Below are 26,798 nucleotides of genomic sequence, written 5' to 3'. Positions count from 1 at the left end.
ACATGCAAACAGGGCGCCGGTATCGCTACCGGCGCCCTGTCAGTGGCAGGCTGTTGTGAAACTCAACCTTGGGCAGCTGATTCCAGCACGCGTTGCAGGCGCGCTTCTTTCACGTTTTCAGGTTGAAGAATCAACACACCCAAAGGCGGAAGGCTCAGGCTGATTGACTGCATTTGACCATGGCTTTCGATAGCCTCGCTCAGTACCCCCCCTCCATTGCCCACATTCGAGCCGCCATAGACGTCAGCGTCGCTATTGAACTCTTCGATCCAGAAGCCTTCAGCGGGCACACCAATACGGTAGCCCTCTCGCGGCACCGGCGTAAAGTTGGCAACCACCAATACAGGTTCCCCTTCACGGCTCCAGCGCAACCAGGCGAATACGCTGTTGACCGAGTCATCACCGATCACCCAATCGAAGCCCGCGGGTACGCAGTCTTGCTCATGCAGGGCGGGCTCTTCTCGGTAAAGGCGGTTAAGGTCTTTTACCAAGTCCTGCAAGCCACGGTGTTCAGAGTACTGCGTCAGGTACCAATCCAATTGATGATCATGGTTCCACTCGCGGAACTGACCGAACTCACACCCCATGAATAAAAGCTTCTTGCCGGGGTGGGTCCACATGAAGGCCAAATAGGCCCGCAGGTTGGCGAACTTTTGCCAGCGGTCACCGGGCATCTTGTCGATCAGCGAACGTTTGCCATGTACCACTTCATCATGGGAAATTGGCAGTACAAAGCGCTCGGAGAACGCATAGACCAAGCCAAAGCTCAGTTCGCTGTGATGGTGCTGGCGATGGATCGGGTCGTTCTGGATGTAATTGAGCGTGTCATGCATCCAACCCATGTTCCACTTGTAGTTAAAGCCCAGCCCGCCCTCCTGGGTAGTCTGGCTCACCCCGGGCCAAGAGGTGGATTCTTCGGCGATGACCAGCGCACCAGGGGTCTCATCCCGAACGACATCGTTAAGGTGGCGCAAAAACTCCACTGCCTCAATGTTCTCACGCCCGCCGTAACGGTTAGGGACCCACTCGCCGGCTTTGCGCGAATAATCCCGATACAGCATGGACGCTACTGCGTCTACACGCAGGCCGTCGATGTGGTAGTGCTTAAGCCAATGCAAAGCGGAAGCGATCATAAACCCGTGCACTTCGGTGCGGCCCAGGTTGTAGATCAACGTGTTCCAGTCCTGATGGAAGCCTTCCAACGGGTTGTCGTATTCGTAAAGCGCGGTGCCATCGAAACGGGCCAGGCCATGGGTATCCGTTGGGAAGTGAGCCGGTACCCAGTCCAGCAGCACACCAATACCCGCCTGGTGGCAGGCGTCGACGAAGGCGGCGAATTCGTCCGGCTCGCCAAAGCGGGCCGAAGGCGCAAACTGAGACAGTGGCTGATAGCCCCAGGAACCCCCAAAGGGGTGCTCCATTACCGGCATCAGCTCAATATGGGTAAAGCCCATTTCCTGAATGTAAGGAATCAGGCGATCAGCCAGCTCAGCCCAGCTAAAGTGACGGCTGAAGTCGCCGGCTTCGTCGGTCTCCACCATCCAAGAGCCGGCATGCAGCTCGTAGATCGACAGCGGCTTGTCCAAGCCGGTGTTGACTTTCCGGTGCTCCATCCAAGCCTGATCGCTCCACTGGTGGGACAGGCGGTTGGCCACGCGAGAGCCAGTGGCGGGTGGCAACTCGGTCCAGCGGGCAAGGGGATCGGCTTTAAGCGGCAGCACGCCGTGCTGGCCCAGCACCTCGTACTTGTACACTTCGCCCACGTTCAGGCCTGGGATAAAGATCTCCCACACTCCACTTGGGGAGCGCATCCGCATGGGGTGCCGGCGGCCATCCCAACCATTGAAGTGACCGACCACGGACACCCGGCAGGCATTGGGCGCCCATACCGAGAAGCGCACCCCTTCCACGCCGCCTACGTTGATCACCTGCGAACCCATGGCGTCACTGAGGTTACGGTGGTTACCCTCGGCAAACAGATAAAGGTCCATTTCCCCCAACTGCTGGCCAAAGCTGTAAGGGTCATAGGTGATTTGCACACCAGTGGCCCAATGGATCTTCAAACGATACCCACGAACCTGTTCCAAATGCCCTGCAAAAAAACCGGGGACCGACGGGTGTTCGCTCAAGTGCGCGATGATCGCGTCGTCGTCCTGCTCATCGACCAAGTCAACCCGCATGGCGTGGGGCAGGTAAGCGCGTACAACCCGCCTACCCGCGCTATCGTCGTGCGCGCCTAGAACGGCAAAGGGATCATGATGTTCGGCACGTACCAGTGCCTGAATGTCCGTTTCTGACGGAAAACCCTGGGCTAAGCCCTGTGCTTGTTGCCCAATCATGTATTGTCTCCGTTGGTAGCCAATAGCCCAAATAGGCCATGCAAGGGCACGGCCAACCAGGTTGGACGGTTTTCGGCTTCGTAAGCGATCTCGTAGGCAGCCTTTTCCAGGCTGAACAACTCCAGCGCGGCCTGCTCCCCTTCTGGGTTTTTCCAGGCATGCGGGAGGGAGGCGCTGGCGCTGCCATAGGCCTGGATAAAGGCTTGCCGGGCTTCGGTAAGGTAACGGTCGGCCACGCGCTGGCGGGCCTGCCCGGTTGCATCGGAAGAGTCCACCGGCTGAGCGCTGCGCACGGCCATGGCCGCGGCATAATCGAAGGAGCGCAACACGCCGCTTACATCCTTGTAGGGGCTGTATTTGCCGCGACGCTCTTCCAAGGGCCGTGCGGGCTCGCCCTCGAAGTCGATCAGATAAGCATCGCCTTGAACGACCAGAACCTGACCCAGGTGAAGGTCGCCATGCACACGCATCACCAGGCCGCCAACGGCCGCGCCGCACAGCCGTGACACTTCGTCCAGCAGGTACTGGCGCTGGCCCAGGAGTTCATCGACCTTAGGTTTAGCGTCATCCGTGAAGCTGTCCTTGTGCTGTTCGAGGAGGTGCAACGCGCGTTCGACCTGCGCGGTGACACTTTTGCTCCACGCCTGGGCGTCTTTTTCATCGCTGACCCTAGAGGCGAAGTCCGCGTTGGACGTATCACCCGCCAAGGCCACGTGCATTTCACCCAAGCGCTGGCCTAGCATGCCAGCAAAGGCCTTGAGTTCTTCCAAGGCATTGTAGTGCTGGGCCTGCTCGGAGCGGGTCGCGTCCAGTTCGTCGCGAATCGCCCGCTCCAGGTTGTTCTGGGTCCATTCCCAAGCATCACCCTGGTTGTTCAAATAGCCCTGGGCAATCATCAGCAAGTGCGGGGTGCCGCTTTCATCGACGCGTACCACCGAGCCCATCAAGGGCGAGATGTTCTGATAGCCCGCTTCGGTCAAGAAGGCCCCCATTTCCAACTCGGGGTGGGTGCCGCCGCTGACCTTGCGGATCATCTTAAGCACCATGCTGCCTTCGATCACCACCGAACTATTAGACTGCTCCGCCGACAGGTAACGAATAGCGGCTTCGTCCGGCAAGTTGAGCGCTTCCATCTGGGCGGTATGGGTAAAGCGCAACTCGCCCTCGGCCTTGCGTTCTCCCTCCCCACACGCCAGCACCTGATTAGCTTTCAGGCCTTTGACGATGTTGCGGATAAAGCTCTCCATCACAAAGGCGTCGGTGATCAAGCCTACCTTGTTGTTACGACGAACCCGTGACAGCGCAAGCTGTTGTGGCAAGGCGCTGCTGATCAGTTCTTCTGGCAGGAAGCCGAAGGGGAACTGGTAACGGCTGGTAACACCCCCGCTGGTGACTTCCAACTCAGTGAGCAACACCGGGGTTGGCAAGGCACTGAAACGCGCGCCGTAGGCCAGGCGGATGCTGTCGATCGCCGCGCCTTTGCCAGCAAACCAGCGGCGCTTGGGCAGGTACTGAGGCAGGGTGTTCTGTTCCAGGGTGTCGCGAGCCGGGCCTTCGAGCAGCTCTTCCATACGTTTTTTCAGCACCAGGGTTTCGAGATCGGGCATAGGTTGTGCGGCCTCCACGTGCCAACTGGGCATTTGGCTCTCTGGGGCAAGCAGGAACCAATAAAACGCATAAGGGGGCAAGGTCAGCAGGAATGGCAGCTGACCGATAGGGGGAAAAGCGCTACCGCCGAGCATTTCCACCGGCACCATACCGGCGTATGGCGAGAGGTCCAGTTCCGCGGCCTGAGCGGCCCTGGAAACGTTCGCTACGCACAAAATATTTTCAGTACGGCCTTCAGCATCGGTGTATTGACGCAGGTAAGCCAGAATACGGCGGTTGGCTGGGGTGAGCATTTTTAGCGAGCCACGGCCAAAGGCCTGCTGCTGCTTGCGCACCGCCAGCAGACGGCGGGTCCAATTCAACAACGAGTGTGGGTCGCCGGCCTGGGTTTCGACGTTTACCGATTGATACCCGTAGAGCGGGTCCTGGATCGGCGGTAATACCAGGCTTGCAGGGTTGGCCCGGGAGAAACCGCCATTACGGTCCACCGACCATTGCATGGGCGTACGCACCCCGTCGCGGTCACCCAGGTAGATGTTATCGCCCATGCCGATTTCATCCCCGTAATACAGGGTAGGCGTGCCAGGCATGGACAGCAGCAGGCTGTTAAGCAGTTCTATGCGGCGCCGGTCCCGCTCGAGCAATGGCGCCAGGCGCCGGCGAATGCCAAGATTGATTCGCGCGCGGCGATCTGCGGCATAGTGATTCCACAGGTAGTCCCGCTCACGGTCAGTGACCATTTCCAGCGTCAACTCATCGTGGTTGCGCAGGAAGATCGCCCACTGGCAATTAGGTGGGATCTCTGGCGTTTGCCGCAAAATATCGGTAATGGGGAAGCGATCTTCCTGGGCCAACGCCATGTACATGCGCGGCATCAGTGGGAAGTGAAACGCCATATGGCATTCATCCCCGCTGTCACCCTGGCGGTCGCCGAAGTACAGCTGGGTATCTTCCGGCCACTGATTGGCTTCGGCCAACAGCATGCGGTCGGGGTAGTTGGCGTCGATTTCTGCCCGAATGGCCTTGAGCACCTGGTGGGTCTCGGCCAGGTTTTCATTATTGGTGCCGTCGCGCTCAATCAGGTAGGGGATGGCATCCAAGCGCAGGCCATCGATGCCCAGATCCAGCCAGTAACGCATTACATCTATAACCGCCTTCATAACCTGGGGGTTATCGAAGTTCAGGTCAGGCTGGTGGGAATAGAACCGGTGCCAGAAGTACTGGCCCGCCACCGGGTCCCAAGTCCAGTTGGACTTTTCCGTATCCAGGAAGATGATCCGCGTGCCGTCGTATTTCTTGTCATCATCGGACCATACATAAAAGTCACGTGCCTTGGAGCCAGGCTTGGCTCGACGGGCACGCTGGAACCACGGGTGTTGGTCCGAGGTGTGGTTGATGACAAGTTCGGTAATGATCCGCAGGTTTCGTTTGTGCGCTTCGGCAATAAAGCGGCGCACGTCCGCCATAGTGCCGTAGTCAGGATGCACAGCCTTGTATTCGGAAATGTCGTAGCCGTCGTCGCGTCGGGGCGAAGGGTAAAACGGCAGCAGCCAAATGGTATTGACCCCTAGTTCGGCAATGTAGTCGAGCCGGGAGATCAGCCCTGGGAAATCGCCAATGCCATCATTGTTCGAATCCTGGAAGGACTTTATATGCACTTGGTAAATCACCGCATCCTTGTACCAGAGCGGGTCATTCAAAAAGGCTTCGCGGGGGTTCTTGGCCATTTAAGGTCTTCCATCAAAGTGAAGGCTTTTCCATGCGCCAGATACCGAAGGGCATATGTGGCTCCAGGCGAGTCCATTGGGTCTTGCCATGCCAGGTCCAACGGTGCCCGGTCATCAGGTCTTCGCCATTGACCGAAGCATTGTCATCCAGGCCCAATTCCCACAGCGGCAACTCGAAGGTCGCTTCCTGGGTGTTGTCAGGGTCCAGGTTGATCGCAATCAGGATAAAATTCTGCTTATCCGGGGTGCGCTTGCCGAAGTACAGAATGTTGTCATTGTAAGCATTGTAGAACTCTACGCCCAAATGGCTCTGCAAGGCGGGGTTCTGTCGGCGAATACGGTTGAGCTGGGCAATTTCGGCAATAATGTTTCCCGGCTGGGTGAAGTCCCGTACGCGAATCTCATATTTTTCAGAGTTCAAGTACTCTTCCTTGCCAGGAATCGGCGCCGACTCGCACAGTTCGAACCCTGAGTACATCCCCCACAACCCCGAGCCCATGGTCGCCAGGGCCGCACGGATCAAGAACCCAGGGCGCCCGCTGTCATGTAGGAAGAATGGGTTGATGTCTGGCGTATTGACGAAGAAGTTAGGCCGGTAGCACAACGACCATGGCGGCTGGTTCAGTTCGGTGAAATACTTTTGCAGTTCGGCCTTGGTATTACGCCAGGTAAAGTAGGTATAGCTCTGGCTGTAACCCACCTTGCCCAGGCGCGCCATCATCGCAGGCTTGGTAAAGGCCTCGGCCAGGAACATGACCTCCGGGTCGCGGCTACGGATTTCTTCGATCATCCACTGCCAGAACGGCAGGGGCTTGGTGTGCGGGTTGTCCACACGGAAGATTTTCACCCCTTCCTGTACCCAGCCCCACACCACTTCGCACAATTCCAGCCACAGCGAAGGCACAGCATCCGCGGCATAGAAGTCCACGTTAACAATGTCTTGGTATTTCTTCGGCGGGTTTTCCGCATAGCGGATGGTGCCGTCTGGCCGCCAGGAGAACCAGCCAGGGTGCTGTTGCAGCCACGGGTGGTCTTGGGAACACTGGATAGCGAAGTCCAGGGCGATTTCCAGGCCATGGTCGGCCGCCGCTTTCACCAGGCGGCGGAAATCCTCGCGGTCACCCAACTGTGGGTGGATGGCGTCGTGGCCACCGTCCTGGCTACCGATCGCATAGGGGCTGCCCACGTCATCGGGCCCTGCATCGAGGGAGTTGTTGCGGCCTTTGCGGTGTGATCGGCCGATAGGGTGAATGGGCGTGAAATACAGCACGTCGAAACCCATGTCGCGAATCATCGGCAGGCGGCCGTGTACATCGTTGAAGGTGCCGTGGCGGGTGGGGTCGTCAGTGATCGAGCGCGGGAACAGTTCATACCAACTGGCGAACTCGGCAAGTTTGCGCTCTACCTCTACCGGGTACTCAGGGCTGCGGCTCAGGAACGGACGGTTATCCGCCTCATGCATCGCCTGGGCAGTGTGAGGCTCAAGAAGCAAGGCGACTTTCTGGTTAGTGTCCAGCTCGCCGAGACGGTCGTGCACGGTCTGCAGGCGACTACGCAGGTCACCTTCGCTACGCTCAATGGCATGGGCCAGGTGCAACCTGCCCTCTTCCAGTTCCAGCTCGATGTTCACGCCAGCGCCGTATTTCTTTTCCAGCTCGTAGCGGTAGCTGGCGTACTCGTCACGCCAAGCCTCAATTATAAAGCTATGGCGCGCCACTTCATCGAACGCCACTTCAGCCTGCCAACTGTCATTGCCCAACTCGACCATAGGCGTGCCGTGCCACTGGTCGCTGCCAACCTTATGCCAGCGCAGCATTACCGCGAGTTTGTCGTGACCATCGGTGAATACTTTGGCGTCCACGGTAATTGCGCGGCCCGGCAAGGACTTCACCGGCCAGGCGCCGCCGTCCAGTACCGGGGATACATCTTCGATAGCGACCCGCGCCAGCGATGTGGCTTGCGAGACGCTCAAGCGGTGTTCCAAGTGCTCCTCGTGGGGGGCGCCTGGTCTCGATTCAAAGGTTTGTTCCACCGTCATTGACCTTCGCTCCCTACGCCTTATGGCGCTGTGCAGTGACTCGTACCTTGCCGAAGCCGGACGGCCTCGACCTTTGAATACGGAGGCTGAGCGAAAATGAAAGTTCAAGCGGTGTGCGCCTGTCGCCTTGTCTAGGATGGCAGGGTGCGTTTACCAGGCTGGCGTGGTCTTCTTTAAGCCTATCCTTAAAAGGAGCATGACCATGAGCTTACCGATCCCAGAGCCACTGGACATTCCCGACCCGAATATCGACGACCCTGCTCTGCCTTCGTCGGTGCCCGTGGAGGACCCTGATATAACACCGCCACCACCGGGCACGGACCCAACCATTGGCGATCCGCCTGACCACTCGCCGCCAGAGCGCGCCTGACGCTGGCGTAAGCAGCGATACCTCTAGCATGATGATGATAAATGCACGAACCAAGGAGTTTGGATCCGGTCTTACAAGGGCGGGTAGCTCCTTGGCGAAAACGCACGCCAACGCTGCGCCGATGCCCGTTGTAGCGCGCACCTTCCCATGTAAGGATGGCGCCACCCAGCAACACGCGTGCGCCGCGGGCTCGCCTCAACAATAAGCAGGGACTTCGCTAATGTCTGTACAGGCTCTATCCGCCAATGGCCAGGATGCCACCGCTCACACTGATCTGGTGCTCAGTGAGGTTCGTAACCATGTGGGTTACCTTACCCTCAATCGCCCCTCTGGGATCAACGCGCTGAACCTGTGTATGGTTCGAGCACTGAGTGCGCGGCTCGCGGAGTGGGCGCAGGACGATGCTATTTATGTGGTGGTGCTGCAAGGCGCGGGCAGCAAGGGCTTTTGCGCCGGTGGCGACGTACGGGCGCTGTGCCAGAGCTATCAGCGTAACGAAGGGCTGCACGAGGCGTTTTTCACGGAGGAATACGCCTTGGACCTGGCCCTTCACCAATTCCGCAAGCCCATAGTGGCATTGATGGACGGCTTTACCTTGGGTGGCGGCATGGGCCTGGCGCAAGCCGCTGAGCTACGGATAGTGACCGAACGTAGCTGGCTAGCGATGCCGGAAACAGCCATCGGGTTCTTCCCCGATGTAGGCGCCAGTTATTTTCTCTCGCGCTTGCCAGGCGCGATTGGTTTGTACCTAGGCATCACCGGCACGCGAATTCAGGCCGCTGATGCTCTGTATTGCGGCCTGGCGGACTGGTTCGTCGAACATGATCGCCTGGCGCAGTTCGAGGAGCGGCTGGATAAAACCCAGTGGTCTGCAATGCCCCTCAAAGACGTACAGAACATACTCGCGCGGCTGGGTGTTCAGGTGCTGCCCACTCCACCAATGGATCGGTTGCGCCCGGCCATCGATCATTTTTTCAACCAGCCGGAGGTCCCCAGTATCATCGAGCAACTGCGCCAGGTGAACGTAGCGGACAGCCGGGACTGGGCGTTGCGTACCGCGGACGACATGGCCCAGCGCTCCCCCCTGGCCATGGCAGTAACCCGAGAGATGCTGGTGTTTGGGCGCCAGTTGACGTTAGAGAGTTGCTTTCATATGGAACTGCACTTGGCCAGGCAATGGTTCGAACAAGGCGACTTACTCGAAGGCGTGCGTGCGTTGTTGATTGAAAAAGATAAACGGCCTACCTGGAAGCCAGCGCCGGGCCCACGACAATTACAAGAACTATTTGAGGGCCTGTAACCCGTAAGGGCACTAGGCTTGCCAGGGAGTGATGGATGCAAGACCTTGAGCTGAACGAAGAACACATCATGTTCCGTGACATGGCCCGCCAGTTTGCCCAGGGCCAGATCGCTCCCCATGCCCAGGCTTGGGAAAAAGCCGGCTGGATCGATGATCAAGTCGTCGCGCAGATGGGTGAGCTTGGGTTGCTGGGCATGGTCGTACCCGAGCAATGGGGCGGCAGTTACCTGGACTATGTGGCCTATGCGCTGGCGGTCGAAGAAATTTCCGCCGCCGATGGCGCGGTGGGCGCCATGATGAGCGTGCACAACTCCGTGGGTTGCGGGCCGATTCTCAAGTTCGGCACGCCCGCGCAGCAAGATACCTGGCTACCGCGCCTTGCCTCTGGTCAAGCCATCGGCTGCTTCTGCCTGACTGAACCCCATGCAGGCTCGGAAGCCCACAACCTGCGTACGCGGGCCGAGCGGCAAGGGGATGAGTGGGTCATCAACGGCGCCAAGCAATTCGTCACCAATGGCCGGCGTGCTGAGTTGGCGATCGTGTTCGCGGTCACTGATCCGCAACTGGGCAAAAAAGGTTTGTCGGCCTTTCTGGTACCTACAGCCACGCCAGGCTTCGTGGTGGACCGGAGCGAACATAAGATGGGTATTCGCGCCTCTGACACCTGCGCTATCACCCTAAGCAACTGCCGAGTGCCAGCAGAGAACCTACTGGGCGACATAGGTAAGGGCTTGAACATTGCCTTGTCCAACCTTGAAGGTGGCCGTATCGGCATTGGTGCTCAAGCAGTAGGCATTGCCCGAGCGGCCTTGGAAGCAGCCCTGCGCTATGGCCGTGAGCGTACACAGTTCGGTCAGGCTATCGTCGAGCACCAGAGCGTTGCCAACCTACTGGCGGACATGCACACCCGGGTCAATGCTGCACGGCTACTGGTGCTACATGCCGCGCGCCTGCGCACCGCCGGCCTGCCCTGCCTTTCCGAGGCCTCCCAAGCCAAGCTGTTCGCCTCCGAGATGGCCGAGTGGGTCTGTTCCAAGGCGATTCAGGTTCATGGCGGTTACGGCTATCTGGAAGACTACCCAGTAGAGAAATACTACCGCGACGCCCGGATTACCCAGATCTACGAAGGCTCCAGCGAGATCCAGCGGCTGGTAATCGCCAGAGAAATGGTCCGAAACGGCTTGTAGGAGCGAGCAAGGCTCGCGAACCAGGGATGCCCAAGTTCGCCCGCTTTGATGGGCTCCTACAGTGTATGTGAGGCCCTCGGAGATCGCTCGTAGGAGCGAACCCTATTTTTGATGCAAAAACGCCGCTGACCCTAGGGGCAGCGGCGTTTTAGGCCATGCGTATCAGAACTTGCGATCAGTCACAGGCGCGTTCAACGGAGCGGTAGTTGCCGTCGTAACACCTTCGGCATGCTCGGTCGCTACATCCACATCGGTACGACGCACGGTGTCATGGATCGTCTCGGTGCGGTCGGTCGCTTCGGTACCTACACGTACTTCTTCAACCACTCGAGCGGTCTTGGCCACAACGGCCTCTTCGGCAGTCTCGGTGATCTCGATGCTGCCGTCCTTGAACGCGGCGAGGTCGGCTGCGGTCGCTTCGCGGTTCACAGCGGTGCGGTCGATCTTGGCATGTTCTTCATGCAGGCTGACCGATTCTTGCACTGGGCGCTCGGTTACATGGGTAACCACGCGCACTTTGCCCTTGGTGACTTTGCGCTTGCCAACCTTCAGCTCTTCTTCAATCACGGGAATAGCCGTAGCGTCGGTAACACTAGCGTCATAGCCGGACGTCAGCGGGGCGGTGGTCCCGGACGTAGCATGAACGCCCGCGCCATGATGATCGCCCGCCAGGTGAGTCACACCAGCAGCTACGCCAGCGCCATCGGTCCAAGTAGTAGAACGCTCATCAATATCGATAGCATTGCTGCTTTCCAGCACGTCTTGCACACGTTCCACTTCTTCATCGGTGGCAACGGTCACGGTCAGCAGGGTAGCACCACGCTTGTAGGCTTCTGGGTATGCCGACGCGTACTGGTGTGGCTTACCGTGGTCGTCTTCGCCAAACAGGGAGCCGAAGAAGTGGCTGATTTTCTCGCCGAAAGATTCACCATGGTGGCTGCTGCCATGGTAGTCGGTGCTATGGTCGGAAATCGCGCCCACGGTGGTCGTGGAACCAGCAACCGCTGCTTCTTGGGAAGACAATTTGATAGCGCTTTGGTCGATATTAATGCCCATCAATGCGTCTTTAGCACTTTGAGCTTCGGTCATCGAGTCGAAAGCGGCAACTAATGTATGGTTCATATATACCTCTCAAATCAAGCTTGGAGAAATTTTAAAAGGCGGGCTAAATATCACCCTGCTCTTCAGGAGTATTTTCAAGGCCAGTTCTACTGACCACCAACCGTTCCTTCTTAAGAGTCACAGGCTGGCTAAAAAGTTCTTCGTTTACAACTTGGCGAATATGCAGCTCTTCCTTGAGGATCAACCGCTTTTCAACGACCAGCACTTCTTCCAAAACCGGAATGATTGTAACGCCGTTTTCAATACGCACCTGTGGAGGCTGACTGGCATCGACTTCTTCGCCTATGGTTACCCGCTCTACTACGGCGTTTTCCGAGCGAAGGCTTTCGGTAACGATATAATCATGGGCCTCAACCGCTTTTTCGACCTTAACTGTTCCCGTGCGCACCGTGCGTTTGCTCACGCTCAACTGCTCTTCGATAACGGGTATTGGATCGTAAGCTTGCTTTGAATCAGGGGTGTCCATCATTACGCCTTTGAGAAGTGCATTCCTCTGCTGCTATTTACTGGAGTAAGCAAGAGCAGCTTGAGTTCAACCTAATGCCAACCGAGCGGCAATGACAGACGAACGGTTGTGTTCCCAACGAAAATTTCACAGCCTGACCAGTACTCAGCGCTGTTAACGCGACGCTAATTGGCCTTATCGATCAACGCCTGATACGCCAGAAGGGCTTGCCGGTTGGCCGCTTCATTGGCTTTGATCCGCGCCGCAGGCCCAACCAGGCTTAGGCCATATACCCCTTGGGCGGTATTGAGCACCACCGCCATGGCACCTACCCCAGGTAAGTGTTCTTCGTAATCGCAGGAGTACCCCTGCGCCCTGACCTCTTTTAGCTGCTTCAACAGGGCTTCAAGGCTTAGGGTGTTAGGTGTCAGTGGCTGCATCTTGCCGCTCAACAATTCGCGAACGCTCTGCTCCGGCATCTGCGCCAGAATCACCTTCCCGCAGGACGTGGCGTAAATGCTCAGCAAGCTGTCGACCCCGGGGGCGACACGTAGGGTTTGGCTAGACACCACCGAGTGCAGGATTACCAATTCCAGCCCGCTGGCGTGGGCCAATACGGCGGTCTCTCCGGTGCGCTGGGAAAGCGCCTCAAGGTAAGGCCTTACGCGCGCGGTGAGGTCCAGATGGCTGCGCGTGGCCAACCGCATAAGCGCAGGGCCCAGTCGTATGCCGGCCGCGCCGCCTGTTTCCAGCAACTGCTCAGAAGCCAGGGCGTCGACCAGGCGCTGCACTGTAGAGCGCGGCAAGTCTATGCGTTTGGCGATCACACCCAGGCTCAGCCCGAGAGGTTCAGCTTCCAGGCAGCGCAAAATCGCCGCCGCCCTTGAAATGACCTGAATACCGCCCCGTTCGGGATCACTTGCAGACATACCCATTGCTCCTTGTATCGCTGACCGGTACACTGTATCGAATTATTTCCTTCAGTTCCCGTTTTTTGTTTCAGGATATCCGTGCCCTCTTCTCCTGCTCCCCAGGCGCTACCCTTGCCCAAGCCCGCCCCCTTTACTGGGCGGCTTGCGCTGGGCTTGGTGGGCGTTTTGATCGCTGCGCTTACTTCGGGGATCAACGACCGCGTCACTGACATTGCCCTGGCAGACCTGCTGGGCGCCTTCGGCCTGGGGCATGATGAAGGTAGCTGGTTTACCTCCGCCTATGCGGCAGCGGAAGTCTGCGCCATGTTGCTGGCCCCTTGGTTCGCGGTGACGTTTTCCCTGCGACGTTTCGCGGTGGTGGCCACGGTTGCGTTTGGGGTATTAGGGGTGCTGGCGCCGCTGGCTCCCAACTTCCCCAGCCTTATTGCGCTACGCATACTGCAAGGGCTGGCCGGTGGCGCCCTGCCGCCGCTGCTGATGACCGCAGCCCTGCGTTTCCTGCCTTGGCATATAAAGCTTTATGGCCTGTCGGCCTATGCGTTAACCGCGACCTTCGGGCCCAACCTGGCCCTGCCGCTGGCCGCGCTGTGGGCCGAGAACGCAGACTGGCGCCTGCTGATGTGGCAGATCATTCCGCCTTGCCTGGGCGGGGCCGCGCTGATCGCCTATGGCTTGCCCCAGGACCCTTTACGGTTGGAACGGCTACGCCAATTCGATTGGCGTGGGGCGCTGTTAGGCGCAACAGGGCTGAGCCTGTTGATCATCGGCCTGACCCAGGGCGAACGCCTGGACTGGTTCGCCTCGCCCCTGATCACTGGCCTATTGCTCGGGGCCGCGCTGTGCCTGCCACTGTTTGTGTTCAACGAATGGTTCCACCCGCTGCCGCTGTTCAAGTTGCAGCTGCTGGGCAGGCGTAACTTCGCCTTTGGCATTTCAACCTTGATGCTGTTTATGTTCCTGGGCTTAGCCGGCAGCGCAGTGCCCTCGGCGTATTTGGCCAGCGTGCAAGGCTATCGCCCCCTGCAAACCATGCCCCTGGCCTTGACTATTGCCCTACCGCAGCTGCTGGTCGCACCGCTGGTAGCCTGGGCCATCAACCGCAATTGGGTGGACGCGCGCTATGTGATCGCGGCAGGGTTAGGCTTGATGGCCCTCGCTACCCTTTTGGCTTCTCAGGTGACCAGCGCCTGGATACGCGATGACTTCTATGCCCTGCAGTGGCTGCATACCTTTGGCCAGCCTATGGTAGTGGTGCCGCTGTTGATGCTGGCCACCGGGGTAATACACCCCCTTGAAGGCCCTTTTGCCTCGGCCATGGTCAACAGCCTGCGGGGCCTGGCCTCGGTGATTGCCGGGGTGGCCCTGGAAAACTTCGTTACCCACCGCGAGCACCTACACTCCAACCACTTGCTCGACCAGGTGGCCAACCGCTTGCCCGGCCTGCCCGCCGACCAGGCCGAAGGCCTTGGCCAGCGCGTGCACGAGCAGGCACTGACCCTGACCTACGCCGATGCCTGGCTGGCATTGATCGCCGTGGCCGTGACCTTGGTAGTGATACTGCTGACCCTGCCTAAACGCGCCTATCCACCGCAACCCCCGGTACCCTCATGAAGCACAAAACCTCCTTTGCCCTGGCTGGCCTGGCCCTTATAGCCTGCGTGGCTTACGGCGGCTGGCGCCTGGCCGCCACCGGCGCCGTGGAGCGCACGGACGATGCCTATATCCGTGCCGACTCCGTACTGGTGGCCCCGCGCCTGGCAGGGCAGATCGTTGAAGTGGCCGTGGACGACAATCAGAAGGTCAAAGCCGGGCAACTGCTAGCACGGCTGGACGACAGTGCATTTCTCGCGGCTCAGGCGGCGGCCCAGGCCAACGTGGCAGGCGCCGAGGCGCAACTGCATAACCTCCAGGCCAGCATCGAGCGCCAGGCGGCTCTGATTACCCAGGCTGGGGCAACCCTGCGCGCTACCGAGGCCTCGCTCAAATACGCTCAGGCCAACGCCCAGCGCTACTTGAACCTTTCCAATAGCGGCGCCGGCACCCAGCAAGAGCGCCAGCGCTCCGAAGCCGACCTGCTGGGCGCCCAGGCCGGGCGTGATCGCGATGCCGCCGCACAGGTTGCCGCCGCGCGCAGCCTGGACGTGCTCAAGGCCCAGCGGGACATGGCCCAGGCAACCCTGGACAAAGCCCGCGCGGACCTGCGCCAGGCGGACCTGAACCTAAGCTGGACCCGCATCCTCGCACCCCAGGACGGCATGATCGGCCAGCGCTCGGCTCGGGTTGGCGCCTATGTGGCCCTGGGCACCCCGCTGATGGCCGTGGTGCCCGTAGAACAGGTGTATGTGGTGGCCAACTTCCGGGAAACCCAGTTGGCCCATATGCACGCCAACCAACCGGTGAGCATCAAGGCGGACAGCCACCCCGACCTGCCCTTGCATGGCCATCTGGAAAGCCTGGCACCCGCCACGGGCCTGAGCTTCTCGGCGATTTCGCCAGACAACGCCACGGGCAACTTCACTAAAGTAGTGCAACGCATTCCGGTAAAGATCCGCTTCGATGACAGCCCCCAGGCGCTGGAACGCTTGCGGGTAGGCATGTCAGTGGTGGTGGATGTGGACATCAGCGAGGGTGATCGATGAAACCCCATGGCTTGCGTCTAGGAAACGTGACGGCAGTATTGCTCGCGTCCTTGGCCGGTTGCACCCTGGGGCCTGCCTACCAGGCGCCGCAGCCGGCCCTCCCCGCGCAGTGGCCAGGGGCGTCTGTGGGAAGCGCCGCCCGCTACAGCTGGCAGGACCTGGGCGACCCGCAACTGGCCAGCTTGGTTAAGCGAGCGGTAAGCGGCAACCTGGACGTACAACTGGCTGCCAACCGCCTCGAGCAAAGCCGCGTGCTCCAAGGCATCACCCGGGGCGAGCGCCTGCCTGGAGTGTCTGCCCAGGGGGGCTATAACCGGGAGCGCAATAGCGCAGACGGCTTGAATGACCCTTCCGGGCGTGGCGGGCAGGCGCCGTTCGAACTCTGGACCCTGGCCGCGGATGCCAGTTGGGAAGTCGACCTCTGGGGGCGGGTGCGGCGGCAAGTGGAAGCCGCCGAGGCGCAAGTGAAGATCAGCCAGGCCGAGCGTGACGGCCTGCTGGTCAGCCTGGCCGCCGAAACCGCCAGTGATTACCTTCAGTTACGCGGCGTGCAGGCGCAGTGGCAAGTGACTCGGCAGAACCTGGAGATCGCCCAACAAAGCCAGCAATTGACCCAGACCCGATTCGATAACGGTGTGACCACCCAATTGGACGTGGCCAACGCTGCGGCCCAGGTGGCGACTGTGCGTGCGCGCCTGCCGATGCTGGAGGCCGAGCAGGCTCGGCTGATCAACGCCCTAAGCGCCTTATTGGGGCTACCACCCCAGGCGTTGAGCGGTGAGCTGAACGAACCCCGCCCGCTGCCTACCCTGGAGGCGGCCATTCCCATGGGCGTGCCGTCACAACTGGCCCAGCGGCGGCCTGATATCCAGCAGGTTGAGGCAGCGCTGCACCAGGCAGTAGCGGCCACCGGCGCAGCCCAGGCTGACTTTTACCCACGCCTGACCTTGGGCGCCAGCCTGGGTAGCGAGGCCTTAAGCGGTAGCGACCTCGGGGCGTGGGGCGCGCGGGAATGGTCTTATGGGCCAAGCCTGTACCTGCCTGTCTTCCAGGGTGGCCGGCTGACCGGCACCTTGGCCCTGCGTGAACATCAGCAACAGGCAGCAGCCATCGACTACCAACGCACGGTGTTGAAGGCCTGGCATGAGGTTGACGATGCGCTGAGTGATTATGCCGCTGAGCGCCGTCACCAGCAGGCGCTGGCCGAGGCGGTGGCGCAGAACGACCGCGCCTTGGGCGTAGCCCGGCAGCGCTACCGCGAAGGCGCTATCGACTTTCTCAACGTGCTCAATGTGCAACGGGCGCTGTTGGATACTCAAAACGCACAGGTTTCCAGCGCCACCCAGGCAGCGCTGGACCGGGTGCGCTTGTACAAAGCCCTAGGAGGCGACTGGCCCGCTGCCACGGAATAACCTTCGCCATCGTACAATTAGGGCAGGCCGTTCGTCGCCCGTATGGCACCTAAAGCGCAGCGTTGCGCCCAAGCTAAGGTAATCCCCACCTTTGCGGAGATTTACCATGAGCATGAAAACACTTACCGGCCTGGTTCTGGCCAGCTTGCTGGGCGCCAGCTCGGTTGCGGCCCTGGCAGCGGATTCGACCAACACCACGGCACCTACCAGTGGCAATAACACCAACCCCTCCTCTACAGGCGGCGGCAATGGCAACAGCACCGGTGGCATGGGTTCAAGCACCCCAGGCACCCCAGGCGTGAGCAACGGCACCATGGGCAATGGCACCGGTGGCGGCGGCGCGAGTGACGGCGGCGGCGGCGGTGGCGGCTCAAGTGGCGGCGGCAGCGGCGCGGGTGGCTCGGGCGGCGGTTCCGGCGGTGGTGGCAGCGGCGGCGGTAGCTAATCGCCTTACGCTGGCCGAAGCCGGTGTGCTGCATTAAGCAGACGCCGGCTTTTTTGTGCGCGCGTGTTTCTGGGCCCCGGGGCTTACTGAGGCGGCAGGTGTTCGGCAGTCCAACCACCGCCCAGCGCGACAATCAGGTTTACGCTGGCCAGCAGGCGATTTTGCAGCAGGTCAAGCGCGCTACGTTCATTGTTCAAGGCCGTGGCCTGTACCGTGACCACGTCCAGGTAGCCGATAAGGCCGGCCTTGTACTGATTGGTGGTCAAGCGCAACGAGTCCCTTGCCGCAGCCAGGGCCTGGTCGCGCAGTACCGCCTCCTGGTCGTAGACCTTCAACTGGCTGAGGTAGTCTTCTACCTCGCGCATGCCGTCCAATACCGTTTGCCGGTACTGGGCGACGGTTTGGTCATAGGCCGCACGGCTGCGTTGCACCTCGGCGGAGCGGGCACCCCCATCGAATAGGGTCAACGCCAGTTGTGGGCCAACGGACCAGTAGCGGTTAGGCAGGCTCAGCCAGTTCGCCGACGTGCTGGAGCTATAGCCGCCCGCCAGGCTAAGGGTGAAATCCGGGTAATAGGCGGCGGTGGCCACCCCGATCTGGGCATTGGCGGCCATCACCGACCGCTCCGCCGAGGCGATATCGGGCCGGCGCTCCAACCATTGCGAAGGCACGCCTAGGGGAATGTCGGGCAGCCTTGGCACATCCTGCCGTTCGGCCAGGCTGAACGCCGCTGGCGGCTGGCCCATCAGCACCGCAATGGCGTTCTCCAACTGGGCCCGCTGCCATTGCAGGTCTACCTGTTCGGCCTGGGTACTTTTAAGTTGGGTCTGGGCCAAGGCAATGGCGTCGCTCCCCGCCACGCCTGCGCGGTACTGGTTTTCAGTCAGGGTAAGGGACCGCTGATAGGTTTCCACCGTGGCCTGCAAAAGGCGCTTTTGCTCGTCCAGCACCCGTAGCTGCAGGTAATTTTGTACCAGCTGGCTTTGCAGGCTCAAGCGCATGGCCGCCAGCTCCGCGAAGCTCGCCCCGGCGCTAGCGGTATCGGCTTCAAGGCCTCGGCGCAACTTACCCCAGAGGTCCGCTTCCCAGCTCACCCCTAACTGCGTGTTATAGGTATCGCGAATGCCACTGCTGGTACTACTCAGGCTCGAACCACTGCTGCCACGGCCCTGGGCGGCACGGGTTTTGTCCACGGTCAGGCCGATGGTGGGATAGAACGCCGCGCGGGCGCTACGCACCAGCGCTTGGGCCTGGCGGTATTGGGCTTCGTATTGGGCAACGGTCTGGTTGCCGTTGTTCAAGTTGGCCACCAGTGCGTTGAGCTCAGGGTCGCCGTAGACCTCCCACCAATTACCACGGGCCACGTCATCGGCGGGAGTAGCCTGGCGCCAGCCTTCGGCCTGCTTGAACTGTGTTGGGGTAGCCACTGCCGGGCGCTGGTAGTCGGGCCCCACGGCGCAACCTGCCAGCCCAGCGGCACAACAGGCCAGGGCCAACAAGCGCAAGGAACTGGCCCACGGGGCGGAACGTAGCACGGCGGTCATAACGGGTTTTCCAAGGCAGCGTCGGTGCGTATGCCGCGCCAGCGGCTGTAGCGGTGGCGCAAGCGGTCAAGGGCGAGGTACACCACTGGGGTGGTGTATAGGGTCAAAACCTGGCTCAACAGCAGCCCGCCAATGATGGCCACGCCCAAAGGGCGGCGCATTTCGGCCCCGTCACCACTGCCCATTAGCAGCGGCAAGGCGCCCAGCACCGCGGCCAAGGTGGTCATCAGGATGGGCCGCAAACGCAGCAGGCACGCCTGGCGGATGGATTCCAGCGGCGGCAGCTGCTCTTCGCGCTCCAGCTGCAAGGCCAGGTCAATCATCAAAATGGCGTTTTTCTTCACCACGCCAATCAACAGGAACAGCCCCAGCAGGGAAATAAGGCTGAACTCGCCACCGGTCAGGTAAATGGCCAGCAAGGCCCCTACCCCGGCCGAGGGCAAGGTGGACAAAATGGTCAGCGGGTGAATGTAACTTTCGTACAAAATACCGAGGATCAGGTACACCGCCATCAGCGCCCCGAGGATCATCCAAGGCTGGCTCTTTTGCGAGTCCATAAAGGCATTGGCGTTGCCTCCTGCCTTGACGATCACCTCATCCGGCACGCCTAGCCCGGCCAAGCCGCGCTCGATAGCCGCGGTGGCGCGGTCCAGGGATACGTTGGCGGCCAGGTCGAAGGAGATAGACTCGGACGCGAACTGCCCTTCATGGCTTACGCTGTCATCGGCCAGGCTGTTTTCGTAGCGCGCTACTGCGGCCAGGGGTACCCGCTTGCCGCTGTTGGTGATCACTTGCACCTGGTCGAGGGTGACCGGGTCTTGGGCATAGCGCGGGTCGATTTCCATGACCACCCGGTACTGGTTGAGGGTGTCGTAGATGGTTGAGATCTGCCGCTGGCTGTAGGCATTGTTAAGCACCGTCATCACGGTGTTCATGTCCACGCCCAGGCGTTTGGCCTGGTCTCGATCCACCACCAGCGTTACCTGAGCGGTACCGGCGCCGTCCCGGGCGTCGATGGCGGTCAGCTCTGGCAGTGAGCGGAACAGCGTGACAACCTTAGGGAACCATTCCCGTAGCGCCGTAAGGTCACCGCTTTGAATGATGTACTGGTACTGGGAACTGGAATTATCCCGAGCGCCGCCGAATTGCAGGTCTTGATCGGCAAACAATATCAGCCGCCCGCCGGGTATTTTGGGGATGTTATGGCGCAGCCGCTCGATCACGTGCTGGGCCGAGACCTTGCGCTCGGCCAGGGGCTTGAGCCGCACCAGAATGGTCGCATTATTGGTGCCGTTGTTGCCGCCCAGGGTAGCGGCCACGCTGAGCACCGCCGGGTCGGCCAGGAGGGCGTCACGGTATTGATGCATCTTGGGCTGCATCACCGTAAAGGACAGGCCGTCATCCCCCCGGATATACCCCATCAGTTGGCCGGTGTCCTGCTGCGGCATAAAGGTTTTCGGCACCACTACATACAGCGCTACGTTGAGCACGATGGTCGCCAGCAAAGACACCAGGGTCAGCACGGGGTGACGCAACACCCACCCCAGGCTGCGACCGTAGCCTGCCATCAGCTTACCGTTGACCCTGTTGCTCCAGCGTTCCAGGCGGTTTTCTTCCCCCGGTGGACGGGGCTTTAGCCAACGGGCGCACAGCATGGGCGTGAGGGTAAGGGACACCACCAGGGAGACCACCACGGCCGCGGCCAGGGTGATGGAGAACTCTCGGAACAGGTTCTCGACGATACCGCCCATGTACAGGATGGACAGAAACACCGCTACCAGGGAGGTGTTCATGGCCAACAAGGTAAAGCCCACTTCACGGGCTCCTTTGTAGGCCGCCCGCAGCGGCTCCATGCCTTGGTCGATATGCCGGGAAATGTTCTCCAACACCACGATGGCGTCGTCCACCACCAGCCCGGTGGCTAAAATCAGCGCCATCAGTGAAAGGTTATTGAGGGAGAACCCGTACAGGTACATCACCGCGAAGGTGCCGATCAGCGATACCGGCACCGCCAAGGTGGGAATCAGCGCGGCGCGGCCATTGGCCAGGAACAGAAACACCACCAGCACCACCAGCACCACGGCAATGAGCAAGGTGCGCTCGGCCTCATGGAGCGTGGCCTTGATCACGGTGGTACGGTCCATGGCCACGTCTAGCGAAACGTTAGCGGGCAGCAGCGAACGCAGGGCCGGCAGATGGCCTTTGATGGCCTCCACGGTTTCGAGGATATTGGCCCCAGCCTGGCGGTTGATCACCAGCAATACCGCATCCTTTCGGTTGTAGAAGCCGCTGTTGTAACGGTCCTCTACGCCATCGGTCACCCGCGCCACATCCCCTAGCCTGAGAATGGCCCCGTCCTGCTGGCGGATTACCAAGGGCCGGTAGTCGCTGGCCCGCTCCAACTGGTCGTTGGCCTGCACCTGCCAGGCCCGGCTGGCATCTTCCACGAAACCCTTGGGCTGGCGCACGTTGGCGCTGTCGATCGCCGCGCGCACGTCATCCAGGGCAATGCCATATTGGTTCAACTGGGCCGGTTCCAGTTCGATGCGTACCGCTGGCAACGAACTGCCGCCAATCTGCACCTCGCCCACGCCACTGACCTGGGCCAGGGTAGGCGACAGTATGGTGGAAGCCAGGTCGTACAGGCGCCCTTTGCTCAGGGAGGCCGAGGTCAGCGCCAGCACCATGACCGGCGCCTGGGACGGGTTGATCTTTCTGTAGGTGGGCATGCTTTTCATGCCGCTGGGCAGCAGGTTGCGTGAAGCGTTGATGGCCGCCTGCACGTCCCGCGCCGCACCGTTGATATCCCGCCCCTGCTCGAATTGCAGAATCACCCGAGTCGAACCCTGGCTGGAACGGCTGTTCATGCTGGTTACCCCAGAGATCGCCCCGAAGGCACGCTCCAGCGGCGTGGCCACGGACGAGGCCATCACCTCGGGGCTGGCGCCGGCCAGGTTGGCGCTGACCACGATGACCGGGAAGTCCATTTGCGGCAGAGGCGCCACCGCCAATTGGCCGAAGCTCACCCCGCCCAGCAAGATGATCGCCAGGCTTAGCAAGAAGGTGGCCACCGGCCTGCGGATAAAGGGGCCAGAGAGGTTCACACCGGGGCCTGCGCTGGGCGAGTACGAGTAAAGCGGCGGCTGGCGCGGTCGAACCAGAGGTAGATCACCGGCGTGGTAAACAAGGTCAGCAATTGGCTGACCAGCAAGCCGCCCACCATCACCAGGCCCAGCGGCTGACGCAGCTCGGCACCAGAACCGGTAGCGAACATCAAAGGCAAGGCGCCAAAGAGCGCGGCCAGTGTGGTCATCAGGATGGGCCGGAAGCGCAGCAGAGCCGCCTCGAAGATCGCGTCCTGAGGCGCCATGCCCCGGCTGCGCTCAGCCTCCAAGGCAAAGTCGATCATCATGATGGCGTTCTTTTTAACGATGCCGATCAGCAAAATGATGCCGATGATCGCGATCATGCCAAGGTCGTTGCCGCTTAGCAGCAACGCCAGCAGCGCTCCCACCGCCGCGGATGGCAGGGTCGACAAAATAGTGATGGGGTGGATGTAACTTTCGTACAACACCCCCAATACGATGTACATGGTCACCACCGCCGCCAGCACCAGCAGCAGGGTGCTGGACAGGGACGCCTGAAAGGCCGCTGCCGCTCCCTGGAACTGGGTTTGCACGCCCAAGGGCATGCCGATGTCCCGCTGGGCCTGTTCAATCACCTCTACCGCTTCGCCCAGGGCCACCCCCTTGGCCAGGTTGAAGGAGAGCGTGACCGCGGGGAATTGGCCCAGGTGAGAGATAGCCAGTTGCGCCTGCCGCTGCTCGATCCGCGCCAGGCTCGTTAGCCTAACCTGAGCACCACTGGTGATAGTGCTGGTAGTGCCATTGGCCTCGGAGCCGGTGCCGCTGGCGGTATCGCTGCCATTGTTGGCGCTGGCGCTGGCGGTGCTGCCCGAGGCTTTCACATACAGCTGCTCCAGCGCTTCGGGGCCTACCCGGCCGCCATCGGCTGATTGCAGCACCACCCTGTACTGGTTGGCCTGGGTGTAAATGGTGGAGATCTGCCGCTGGCCAAAGGCGTCATACAGCGCGTTAGTGATGTCCGATACCTGCACGCCCAGGCGCATGGCCGCGTCCCGGTCGATGTCCAGGTACACTTGCAGGCCTTTGTCTTGCAGGTCACTGGCCACGTCTCGCAGCTCAGGACGCTGGCGTAGCGCATCGACCAGCTTGCCGGTCCATTCGCTGAGCAGCTCAGGGTCTGGCGAGGCCATGCTGAACTGAAATTGGGTACGGCTGACTCGATCCTCAATGGTCAGGTCTTGCACCGGCTGCATAAACAGCCGCAGGCCTACCAAGGTGTCCACTTCCGGCTGCAAGCGGGCAATCACCTCGGTAGCGTTCAGGCTGCGCTCACCGTGGGGCTTTAAGTTGATCAGCAGGCGCCCGCTATTAAGGGTGGCGTTGTCCCCGTCCACACCAATGTAGGACGACAGGCTTTCCACCGCCGGGTCCTTCAGGATGATCTCGGCCAAGGCCTGCTGGCGCTCACTCATGGCCTGAAAGGACACCGCCTGCGGTGCTTCGGATACGGCCTGGATGAAACCTGTGTCCTGCACCGGGAAGAACCCTTTGGGCACCAGCAGGTACAACACTACGGTCAGGGCCAAGGTGGCCACCGCTACCAGAAGCGTAAGGGGCTGATGCCGCAATACCCAGCCAAGGCCGGTGGAATAGCGTGCCACCAGCCAATCCAGCCAGGCGCCGCTGACGCGGTAGAACTTCGACTGCTCGGCCGGCTCAGGTTCGCGCTTGAGCATCCGCGCGCACATCATGGGTGTCAGGGTGAGCGACACCACCAGGGAAATCAAAATCGCCACCGCCAGGGTAATGGCAAACTCACGGAACAGCCGCCCTACTACATCGCCCATGAACAGCAGCGGGATCAGCACGGCAATCAGCGAGAACGTCAGCGAGAGCAACGTGAAGCCGATTTGCCGCGCCCCCTTGATGGCCGCCTGGAAGGGGGTTTCGCCTTCTTCGATATGCCGGGCGATGTTCTCCAGCATCACGATGGCGTCGTCCACCACGAAGCCGGTGGCGATGGTCAGGGCCATCAGCGTGAGGTTGTTCACCGAAAAGCCTGCCAGGTACATCACGCCGAAGGTGCCGATCAACGACAGCGGCACGGTGATGGACGGAATCAGGGTGGCGCTTAGCCTGCGCAGGAACAGGAAGGTCACCATCACCACCAAGGCAATGGCGAACAGCAATTCGATTTGCACGTCCCGCACCGAAGCGCGAATGGTCTGAGTACGGTCGCTTAACACGGTGACGTCCAGGCCCGCGGGCATGCTGGCGGTCAGGCCTGGCAGCACGGCTTTTACCCGGTCCACCACTTCGATGACGTTGGCACCGGGCTGGCGCTGGATGTTAAGCAGTACCGCCTGGTTGCGGTTGGCCCAGGCCGCCAGGCGCTCGTTTTCCGCCCCGTCGACGATTTGGGCCACATCCCGCAAGCGCAGCGGCGCGCCGTTTTTGTAGGCCAGGATGAGATTGGCGTACTCCTCCGGGGAGCGCAGCTGATCGTTGGCGTCAAGCATGGACACCCGGGTAGGGCCGTCAAAGTTGCCCTTGGGCTGGTTCACGTTGGAGGCGCCGATCAGGCTGCGCACATCCGCCAGGTTCAAACCAGCCGCCGCCAAGGCCTGTGGGTTAACCTTGATCCGCACGGCATGGCGCTGCCCGCCGGCGATACTCACCATGCCCACACCGCCGATCTGAGCGATCTTCTGGGCCATACGGGTATCGACCAGGTCGTTGACCTTGGGCAGCGGCAGGGTTTTGGAACGTATGGCGATGGTCAACACGGGGGTATCGGCCGGGTTTACCTTGTTATACACCGGCGGCGCGGGCAGGTCGTTGGGCAGCAGATTATTGGCGGCGTTGATGGCCGCCTGCACTTCCTGTTCAGCCACGTCCATGTCCAGGGCCAAGCTGAAACGCAGGGTAATCACCGAAGCGCCACCGGAACTGGTGGATGCCATTTGCTCAAGCCCCGGCATCTGCCCGAACTGCCGTTCCAAGGGGGCGGTGACCGCGCTGGTCATCACCTGTGGGCTGGCCCCTGGGTACAGGGTCATCACACGAATGGTCGGATAATCCACCTGGGGCAAGGCCGATACCGGCATGAGCCGCCAGCCGATCAGGCCGGCCAGCACGATCGCCAGCATGCTCAGGGTAGTGGCGACCGGCCGCAGGATGAACAAGCGAGAAAGGTTCATGCGCCGCCCTTGCCCTGCTCGCCTTTGCTCCCAGGGTCAGTCACGCCGGGCTTGGCGCCGTGCAGTTGCTCGCCAGGGCTGGTGGGCAGTTCGCGGTTGTCTTTGACCACCTCCACCTCGCCACCGTCGCGCAAACGGTCGGTGCCTTCGAGCACGATACGGTCACCGGCGGCCAGGCCGCTTTCGATCACCGTGGAGGTGCCATTGCTGGCACCTACCTTCAATTGCCGCACCCGTACTTTAGTCTCGCCTTCCACTACATAAACAAAGGTGCCATCGGTACCGAACTGGATGGCCGCGCTGGGCGCCAATACCACTTGGCGCAAGGTATCCACCAGCAGCCGCACGTTGACGAACTGATTAGGGAACAGCCGCTCCTGCTGGTTATCGAAGCGGGCCTTGAACTTGAGGGTGCCGGTACTGGTGTCGATCTGGTTATCCGGGCTTGCCAGCACGCCGCTTGCCACCTGCTGGCGGTCGGCGCGGTCCCAGGCCTCCACAATCAGTGCCTGGCCGTTGCGGTAACGCCCCAGCACCGGGTCGATCTGGGTTTCCGGCAAGGTGAAGGCCACGCTGATCGGCTGCATCTGGGTGACCACGGCCACGGCGGTGCTGTCGTTGGCCGCCAGCAGGTTGCCAGCGTCCAGTTGGCGCAGGCCCACGCGCCCGGCGATCGGGGCTCGAATCTCGGTGAATTGCACATTGAGCTTGGCGTCCTCGACCGCGGCGGTGTTGGTTTTCACCGTTGCCTGATACTGGGCAACCAGCGCTTCTTGGGTATCCAGGGTTTGCCGGGCAATGCTGTCCTGGGCGAACAGGTCACGGTAGCGCTTGAGGTCCACCTGGGCGTTCTTGAGCTGGGCCATGTTCTCGCCCAGGGTGCCCTCGGCCTGTTGCAACGCGATGCGATAGCTGCGCGGGTCGATCTGGGCCAGCAGGTCACCGGCTTTCACCGCTTGGCCTTCCTGGAAGTTGACTTTCACCAGCTCGCCGGCCACGCGGGTGCGTACGTTCACCGTATTGAGCGCGGTAACCGTGCCAAGGGCTTTGAGGTAAACGGGGAAATCCCCCAGGGTGACAGTACCTACCCGCACCGGCGTAGCGCCGGCGGCCTCGCCAAAGGGCCCAGGCCTGCGCCCTTGAGCCTGCCCTTGACCAGGGGCAGCGGCGCTCGATGAAGCAGCGTGGCGGTGGTTCCAATACCAGAACGCTGCACCTGCTACCAGCAGCAATAACAGGGCCATCAAGCCAAAACGGCGTGAACGGGAACGGGGACTACGGGGGCTATCGACCATGGTACGGCTCAGCTTTCCTTCAGGACGCTGAACGATAAGCACTGCAGGGCGTTTCGCAAAGCGCCTTTACCGCTCTTTTACGTATCAGCAACAACAGGTAATGAATACG

General features: G+C 60.9%; 17 protein-coding genes. 7 read left to right on the top strand and 10 right to left on the bottom strand.

Annotated features, from left to right (window positions below; translation table 11 throughout):
- Positions 1–62: 62 nt before the first annotated feature.
- From glgB to ACWKV4_RS17105, 3 genes are read right to left on the bottom strand one after another with little or no spacing between them, the layout of a single operon-like run.
- Positions 63–2,339, bottom strand: coding sequence for a 1,4-alpha-glucan branching protein GlgB (gene glgB / locus ACWKV4_RS17115; RefSeq protein WP_483833295.1), 2,277 nt, complete (start codon positions 2,337–2,339; stop codon positions 63–65).
- Positions 2,336–5,674, bottom strand: coding sequence for a maltose alpha-D-glucosyltransferase (treS, locus tag ACWKV4_RS17110; protein WP_483833294.1), 3,339 nt, complete (start codon positions 5,672–5,674; stop codon positions 2,336–2,338). Before treS ends, glgB begins: the two co-directional genes overlap by 4 nt.
- 13 nt (positions 5,675–5,687) lie before the next feature.
- A complete protein-coding gene (locus tag ACWKV4_RS17105; RefSeq protein ID WP_483833293.1) occupies positions 5,688–7,712 on the bottom strand; it encodes an alpha-1,4-glucan--maltose-1-phosphate maltosyltransferase in 2,025 nt (674 codons plus the stop codon).
- A gap of 202 nt (positions 7,713–7,914) precedes the next feature.
- Between ACWKV4_RS17105 and ACWKV4_RS17100 the strand changes: the two genes are divergently transcribed.
- The 3 genes from ACWKV4_RS17100 to ACWKV4_RS17090 all read left to right on the top strand — a co-directional run bounded on the left by ACWKV4_RS17100 (position 7,915) and on the right by ACWKV4_RS17090 (position 10,569).
- Positions 7,915–8,082: a hypothetical protein gene (locus ACWKV4_RS17100; RefSeq protein ID WP_483833292.1), complete on the top strand. Its 168-nt coding sequence runs from the start codon at positions 7,915–7,917 to the stop codon at positions 8,080–8,082.
- A gap of 220 nt (positions 8,083–8,302) precedes the next feature.
- Positions 8,303–9,382: an enoyl-CoA hydratase/isomerase family protein gene (locus ACWKV4_RS17095; protein ID WP_483833291.1), complete on the top strand. Its 1,080-nt coding sequence runs from the start codon at positions 8,303–8,305 to the stop codon at positions 9,380–9,382.
- A gap of 35 nt (positions 9,383–9,417) precedes the next feature.
- The gene (locus ACWKV4_RS17090; RefSeq protein ID WP_483833290.1) at positions 9,418–10,569 is read left to right on the top strand and encodes an acyl-CoA dehydrogenase family protein; all 1,152 of its coding nucleotides are present in this window, start codon (positions 9,418–9,420) and stop codon (positions 10,567–10,569) included.
- 162 nt (positions 10,570–10,731) lie between these two features.
- Here ACWKV4_RS17090 and ACWKV4_RS17085 read toward each other — a convergent pair whose 3' ends face one another.
- The 3 genes from ACWKV4_RS17085 to ACWKV4_RS17075 all read right to left on the bottom strand — a co-directional run bounded on the left by ACWKV4_RS17085 (position 10,732) and on the right by ACWKV4_RS17075 (position 13,065).
- Positions 10,732–11,691 (bottom strand): YsnF/AvaK domain-containing protein, encoded by a 960-nt coding sequence (locus ACWKV4_RS17085; protein WP_483833289.1) that lies wholly within the window; start codon positions 11,689–11,691, stop codon positions 10,732–10,734.
- Positions 11,692–11,734: 43 nt separating this feature from the next.
- Positions 11,735–12,157 (bottom strand): YsnF/AvaK domain-containing protein, encoded by a 423-nt coding sequence (locus ACWKV4_RS17080; RefSeq protein WP_483833288.1) that lies wholly within the window; start codon positions 12,155–12,157, stop codon positions 11,735–11,737.
- A gap of 164 nt (positions 12,158–12,321) precedes the next feature.
- The gene (locus ACWKV4_RS17075) at positions 12,322–13,065 is read right to left on the bottom strand and encodes an IclR family transcriptional regulator (protein ID WP_483833287.1); all 744 of its coding nucleotides are present in this window, start codon (positions 13,063–13,065) and stop codon (positions 12,322–12,324) included.
- Between the two features lie 75 nt (positions 13,066–13,140).
- Between ACWKV4_RS17075 and ACWKV4_RS17070 the strand changes: the two genes are divergently transcribed.
- From ACWKV4_RS17070 to ACWKV4_RS17055, 4 genes are all read left to right on the top strand, one after another.
- Positions 13,141–14,679: an MFS transporter gene (locus tag ACWKV4_RS17070; RefSeq protein WP_483833325.1), complete on the top strand. Its 1,539-nt coding sequence runs from the start codon at positions 13,141–13,143 to the stop codon at positions 14,677–14,679.
- The gene (locus ACWKV4_RS17065; protein WP_483833286.1) at positions 14,676–15,707 is read left to right on the top strand and encodes an HlyD family secretion protein; all 1,032 of its coding nucleotides are present in this window, start codon (positions 14,676–14,678) and stop codon (positions 15,705–15,707) included. Before ACWKV4_RS17070 ends, ACWKV4_RS17065 begins: the two co-directional genes overlap by 4 nt.
- A complete protein-coding gene (locus tag ACWKV4_RS17060; RefSeq protein ID WP_483833285.1) occupies positions 15,704–17,119 on the top strand; it encodes an efflux transporter outer membrane subunit in 1,416 nt (471 codons plus the stop codon). Before ACWKV4_RS17065 ends, ACWKV4_RS17060 begins: the two co-directional genes overlap by 4 nt.
- Before the next feature lie 106 nt (positions 17,120–17,225).
- Positions 17,226–17,564, top strand: coding sequence for a hypothetical protein (locus ACWKV4_RS17055; RefSeq protein ID WP_483833284.1), 339 nt, complete (start codon positions 17,226–17,228; stop codon positions 17,562–17,564).
- A gap of 83 nt (positions 17,565–17,647) precedes the next feature.
- On the opposite strand, the gene ACWKV4_RS17050 is transcribed toward ACWKV4_RS17055, so the two are convergent.
- Genes ACWKV4_RS17050 through ACWKV4_RS17035 form a run of 4 tightly spaced genes read right to left on the bottom strand, consistent with a single transcriptional unit; the run spans position 17,648 to position 26,689 of the window.
- Positions 17,648–19,108 carry an efflux transporter outer membrane subunit gene (locus ACWKV4_RS17050; RefSeq protein WP_483833283.1) on the bottom strand — a complete coding sequence of 487 codons (1,461 nt, stop codon included), beginning with the start codon at positions 19,106–19,108 and terminating at the stop codon, positions 17,648–17,650.
- Complete coding sequence (locus ACWKV4_RS17045) at positions 19,105–22,212, bottom strand: efflux RND transporter permease subunit (RefSeq protein WP_483833282.1); 3,108 nt, start codon at positions 22,210–22,212, stop codon at positions 19,105–19,107. Before ACWKV4_RS17045 ends, ACWKV4_RS17050 begins: the two co-directional genes overlap by 4 nt.
- Positions 22,209–25,394 carry an efflux RND transporter permease subunit gene (locus tag ACWKV4_RS17040; protein WP_483833281.1) on the bottom strand — a complete coding sequence of 1,062 codons (3,186 nt, stop codon included), beginning with the start codon at positions 25,392–25,394 and terminating at the stop codon, positions 22,209–22,211. Before ACWKV4_RS17040 ends, ACWKV4_RS17045 begins: the two co-directional genes overlap by 4 nt.
- The gene (locus tag ACWKV4_RS17035) at positions 25,391–26,689 is read right to left on the bottom strand and encodes an MdtA/MuxA family multidrug efflux RND transporter periplasmic adaptor subunit (protein ID WP_483833280.1); all 1,299 of its coding nucleotides are present in this window, start codon (positions 26,687–26,689) and stop codon (positions 25,391–25,393) included. The genes ACWKV4_RS17040 and ACWKV4_RS17035 overlap by 4 nt, the downstream gene beginning before the upstream one ends.
- Positions 26,690–26,798 lie beyond the last annotated feature (109 nt).

The organism is Pseudomonas artemisiae (assembly GCF_057128685.1).
Note: the sequence above shows the minus strand (reverse complement) of the source record. Positions and strands in the feature narration are given on the sequence as shown.

Bases quoted from the DNA above. Each gene is read 5' to 3' on its own strand.
- ACWKV4_RS17040 (WP_483833281.1), bottom strand. From the start codon at position 25,394: ATGAACCTTTCTCGCTTGTTCATCCTGCGGCCGGTCGCCACTACCCTG.
- ACWKV4_RS17055 (WP_483833284.1), top strand. From the start codon at position 17,226: ATGAGCATGAAAACACTTACCGGCCTGGTTCTGGCCAGCTTGCTGGGC.
- ACWKV4_RS17035 (WP_483833280.1), bottom strand. From the start codon at position 26,689: ATGGTCGATAGCCCCCGTAGTCCCCGTTCCCGTTCACGCCGTTTTGGC.
- ACWKV4_RS17075 (WP_483833287.1), bottom strand. From the start codon at position 13,065: ATGTCTGCAAGTGATCCCGAACGGGGCGGTATTCAGGTCATTTCAAGG.
- ACWKV4_RS17100 (WP_483833292.1), top strand. From the start codon at position 7,915: ATGAGCTTACCGATCCCAGAGCCACTGGACATTCCCGACCCGAATATC.
- treS (WP_483833294.1), bottom strand. From the start codon at position 5,674: ATGGCCAAGAACCCCCGCGAAGCCTTTTTGAATGACCCGCTCTGGTAC.
- ACWKV4_RS17065 (WP_483833286.1), top strand. From the start codon at position 14,676: ATGAAGCACAAAACCTCCTTTGCCCTGGCTGGCCTGGCCCTTATAGCC.
- ACWKV4_RS17080 (WP_483833288.1), bottom strand. From the start codon at position 12,157: ATGGACACCCCTGATTCAAAGCAAGCTTACGATCCAATACCCGTTATC.
- ACWKV4_RS17085 (WP_483833289.1), bottom strand. From the start codon at position 11,691: ATGAACCATACATTAGTTGCCGCTTTCGACTCGATGACCGAAGCTCAA.
- ACWKV4_RS17095 (WP_483833291.1), top strand. From the start codon at position 8,303: ATGTCTGTACAGGCTCTATCCGCCAATGGCCAGGATGCCACCGCTCAC.
- ACWKV4_RS17090 (WP_483833290.1), top strand. From the start codon at position 9,418: ATGCAAGACCTTGAGCTGAACGAAGAACACATCATGTTCCGTGACATG.
- ACWKV4_RS17060 (WP_483833285.1), top strand. From the start codon at position 15,704: ATGAAACCCCATGGCTTGCGTCTAGGAAACGTGACGGCAGTATTGCTC.
- ACWKV4_RS17050 (WP_483833283.1), bottom strand. From the start codon at position 19,108: ATGACCGCCGTGCTACGTTCCGCCCCGTGGGCCAGTTCCTTGCGCTTG.
- glgB (WP_483833295.1), bottom strand. From the start codon at position 2,339: ATGATTGGGCAACAAGCACAGGGCTTAGCCCAGGGTTTTCCGTCAGAA.
- ACWKV4_RS17105 (WP_483833293.1), bottom strand. From the start codon at position 7,712: ATGACGGTGGAACAAACCTTTGAATCGAGACCAGGCGCCCCCCACGAG.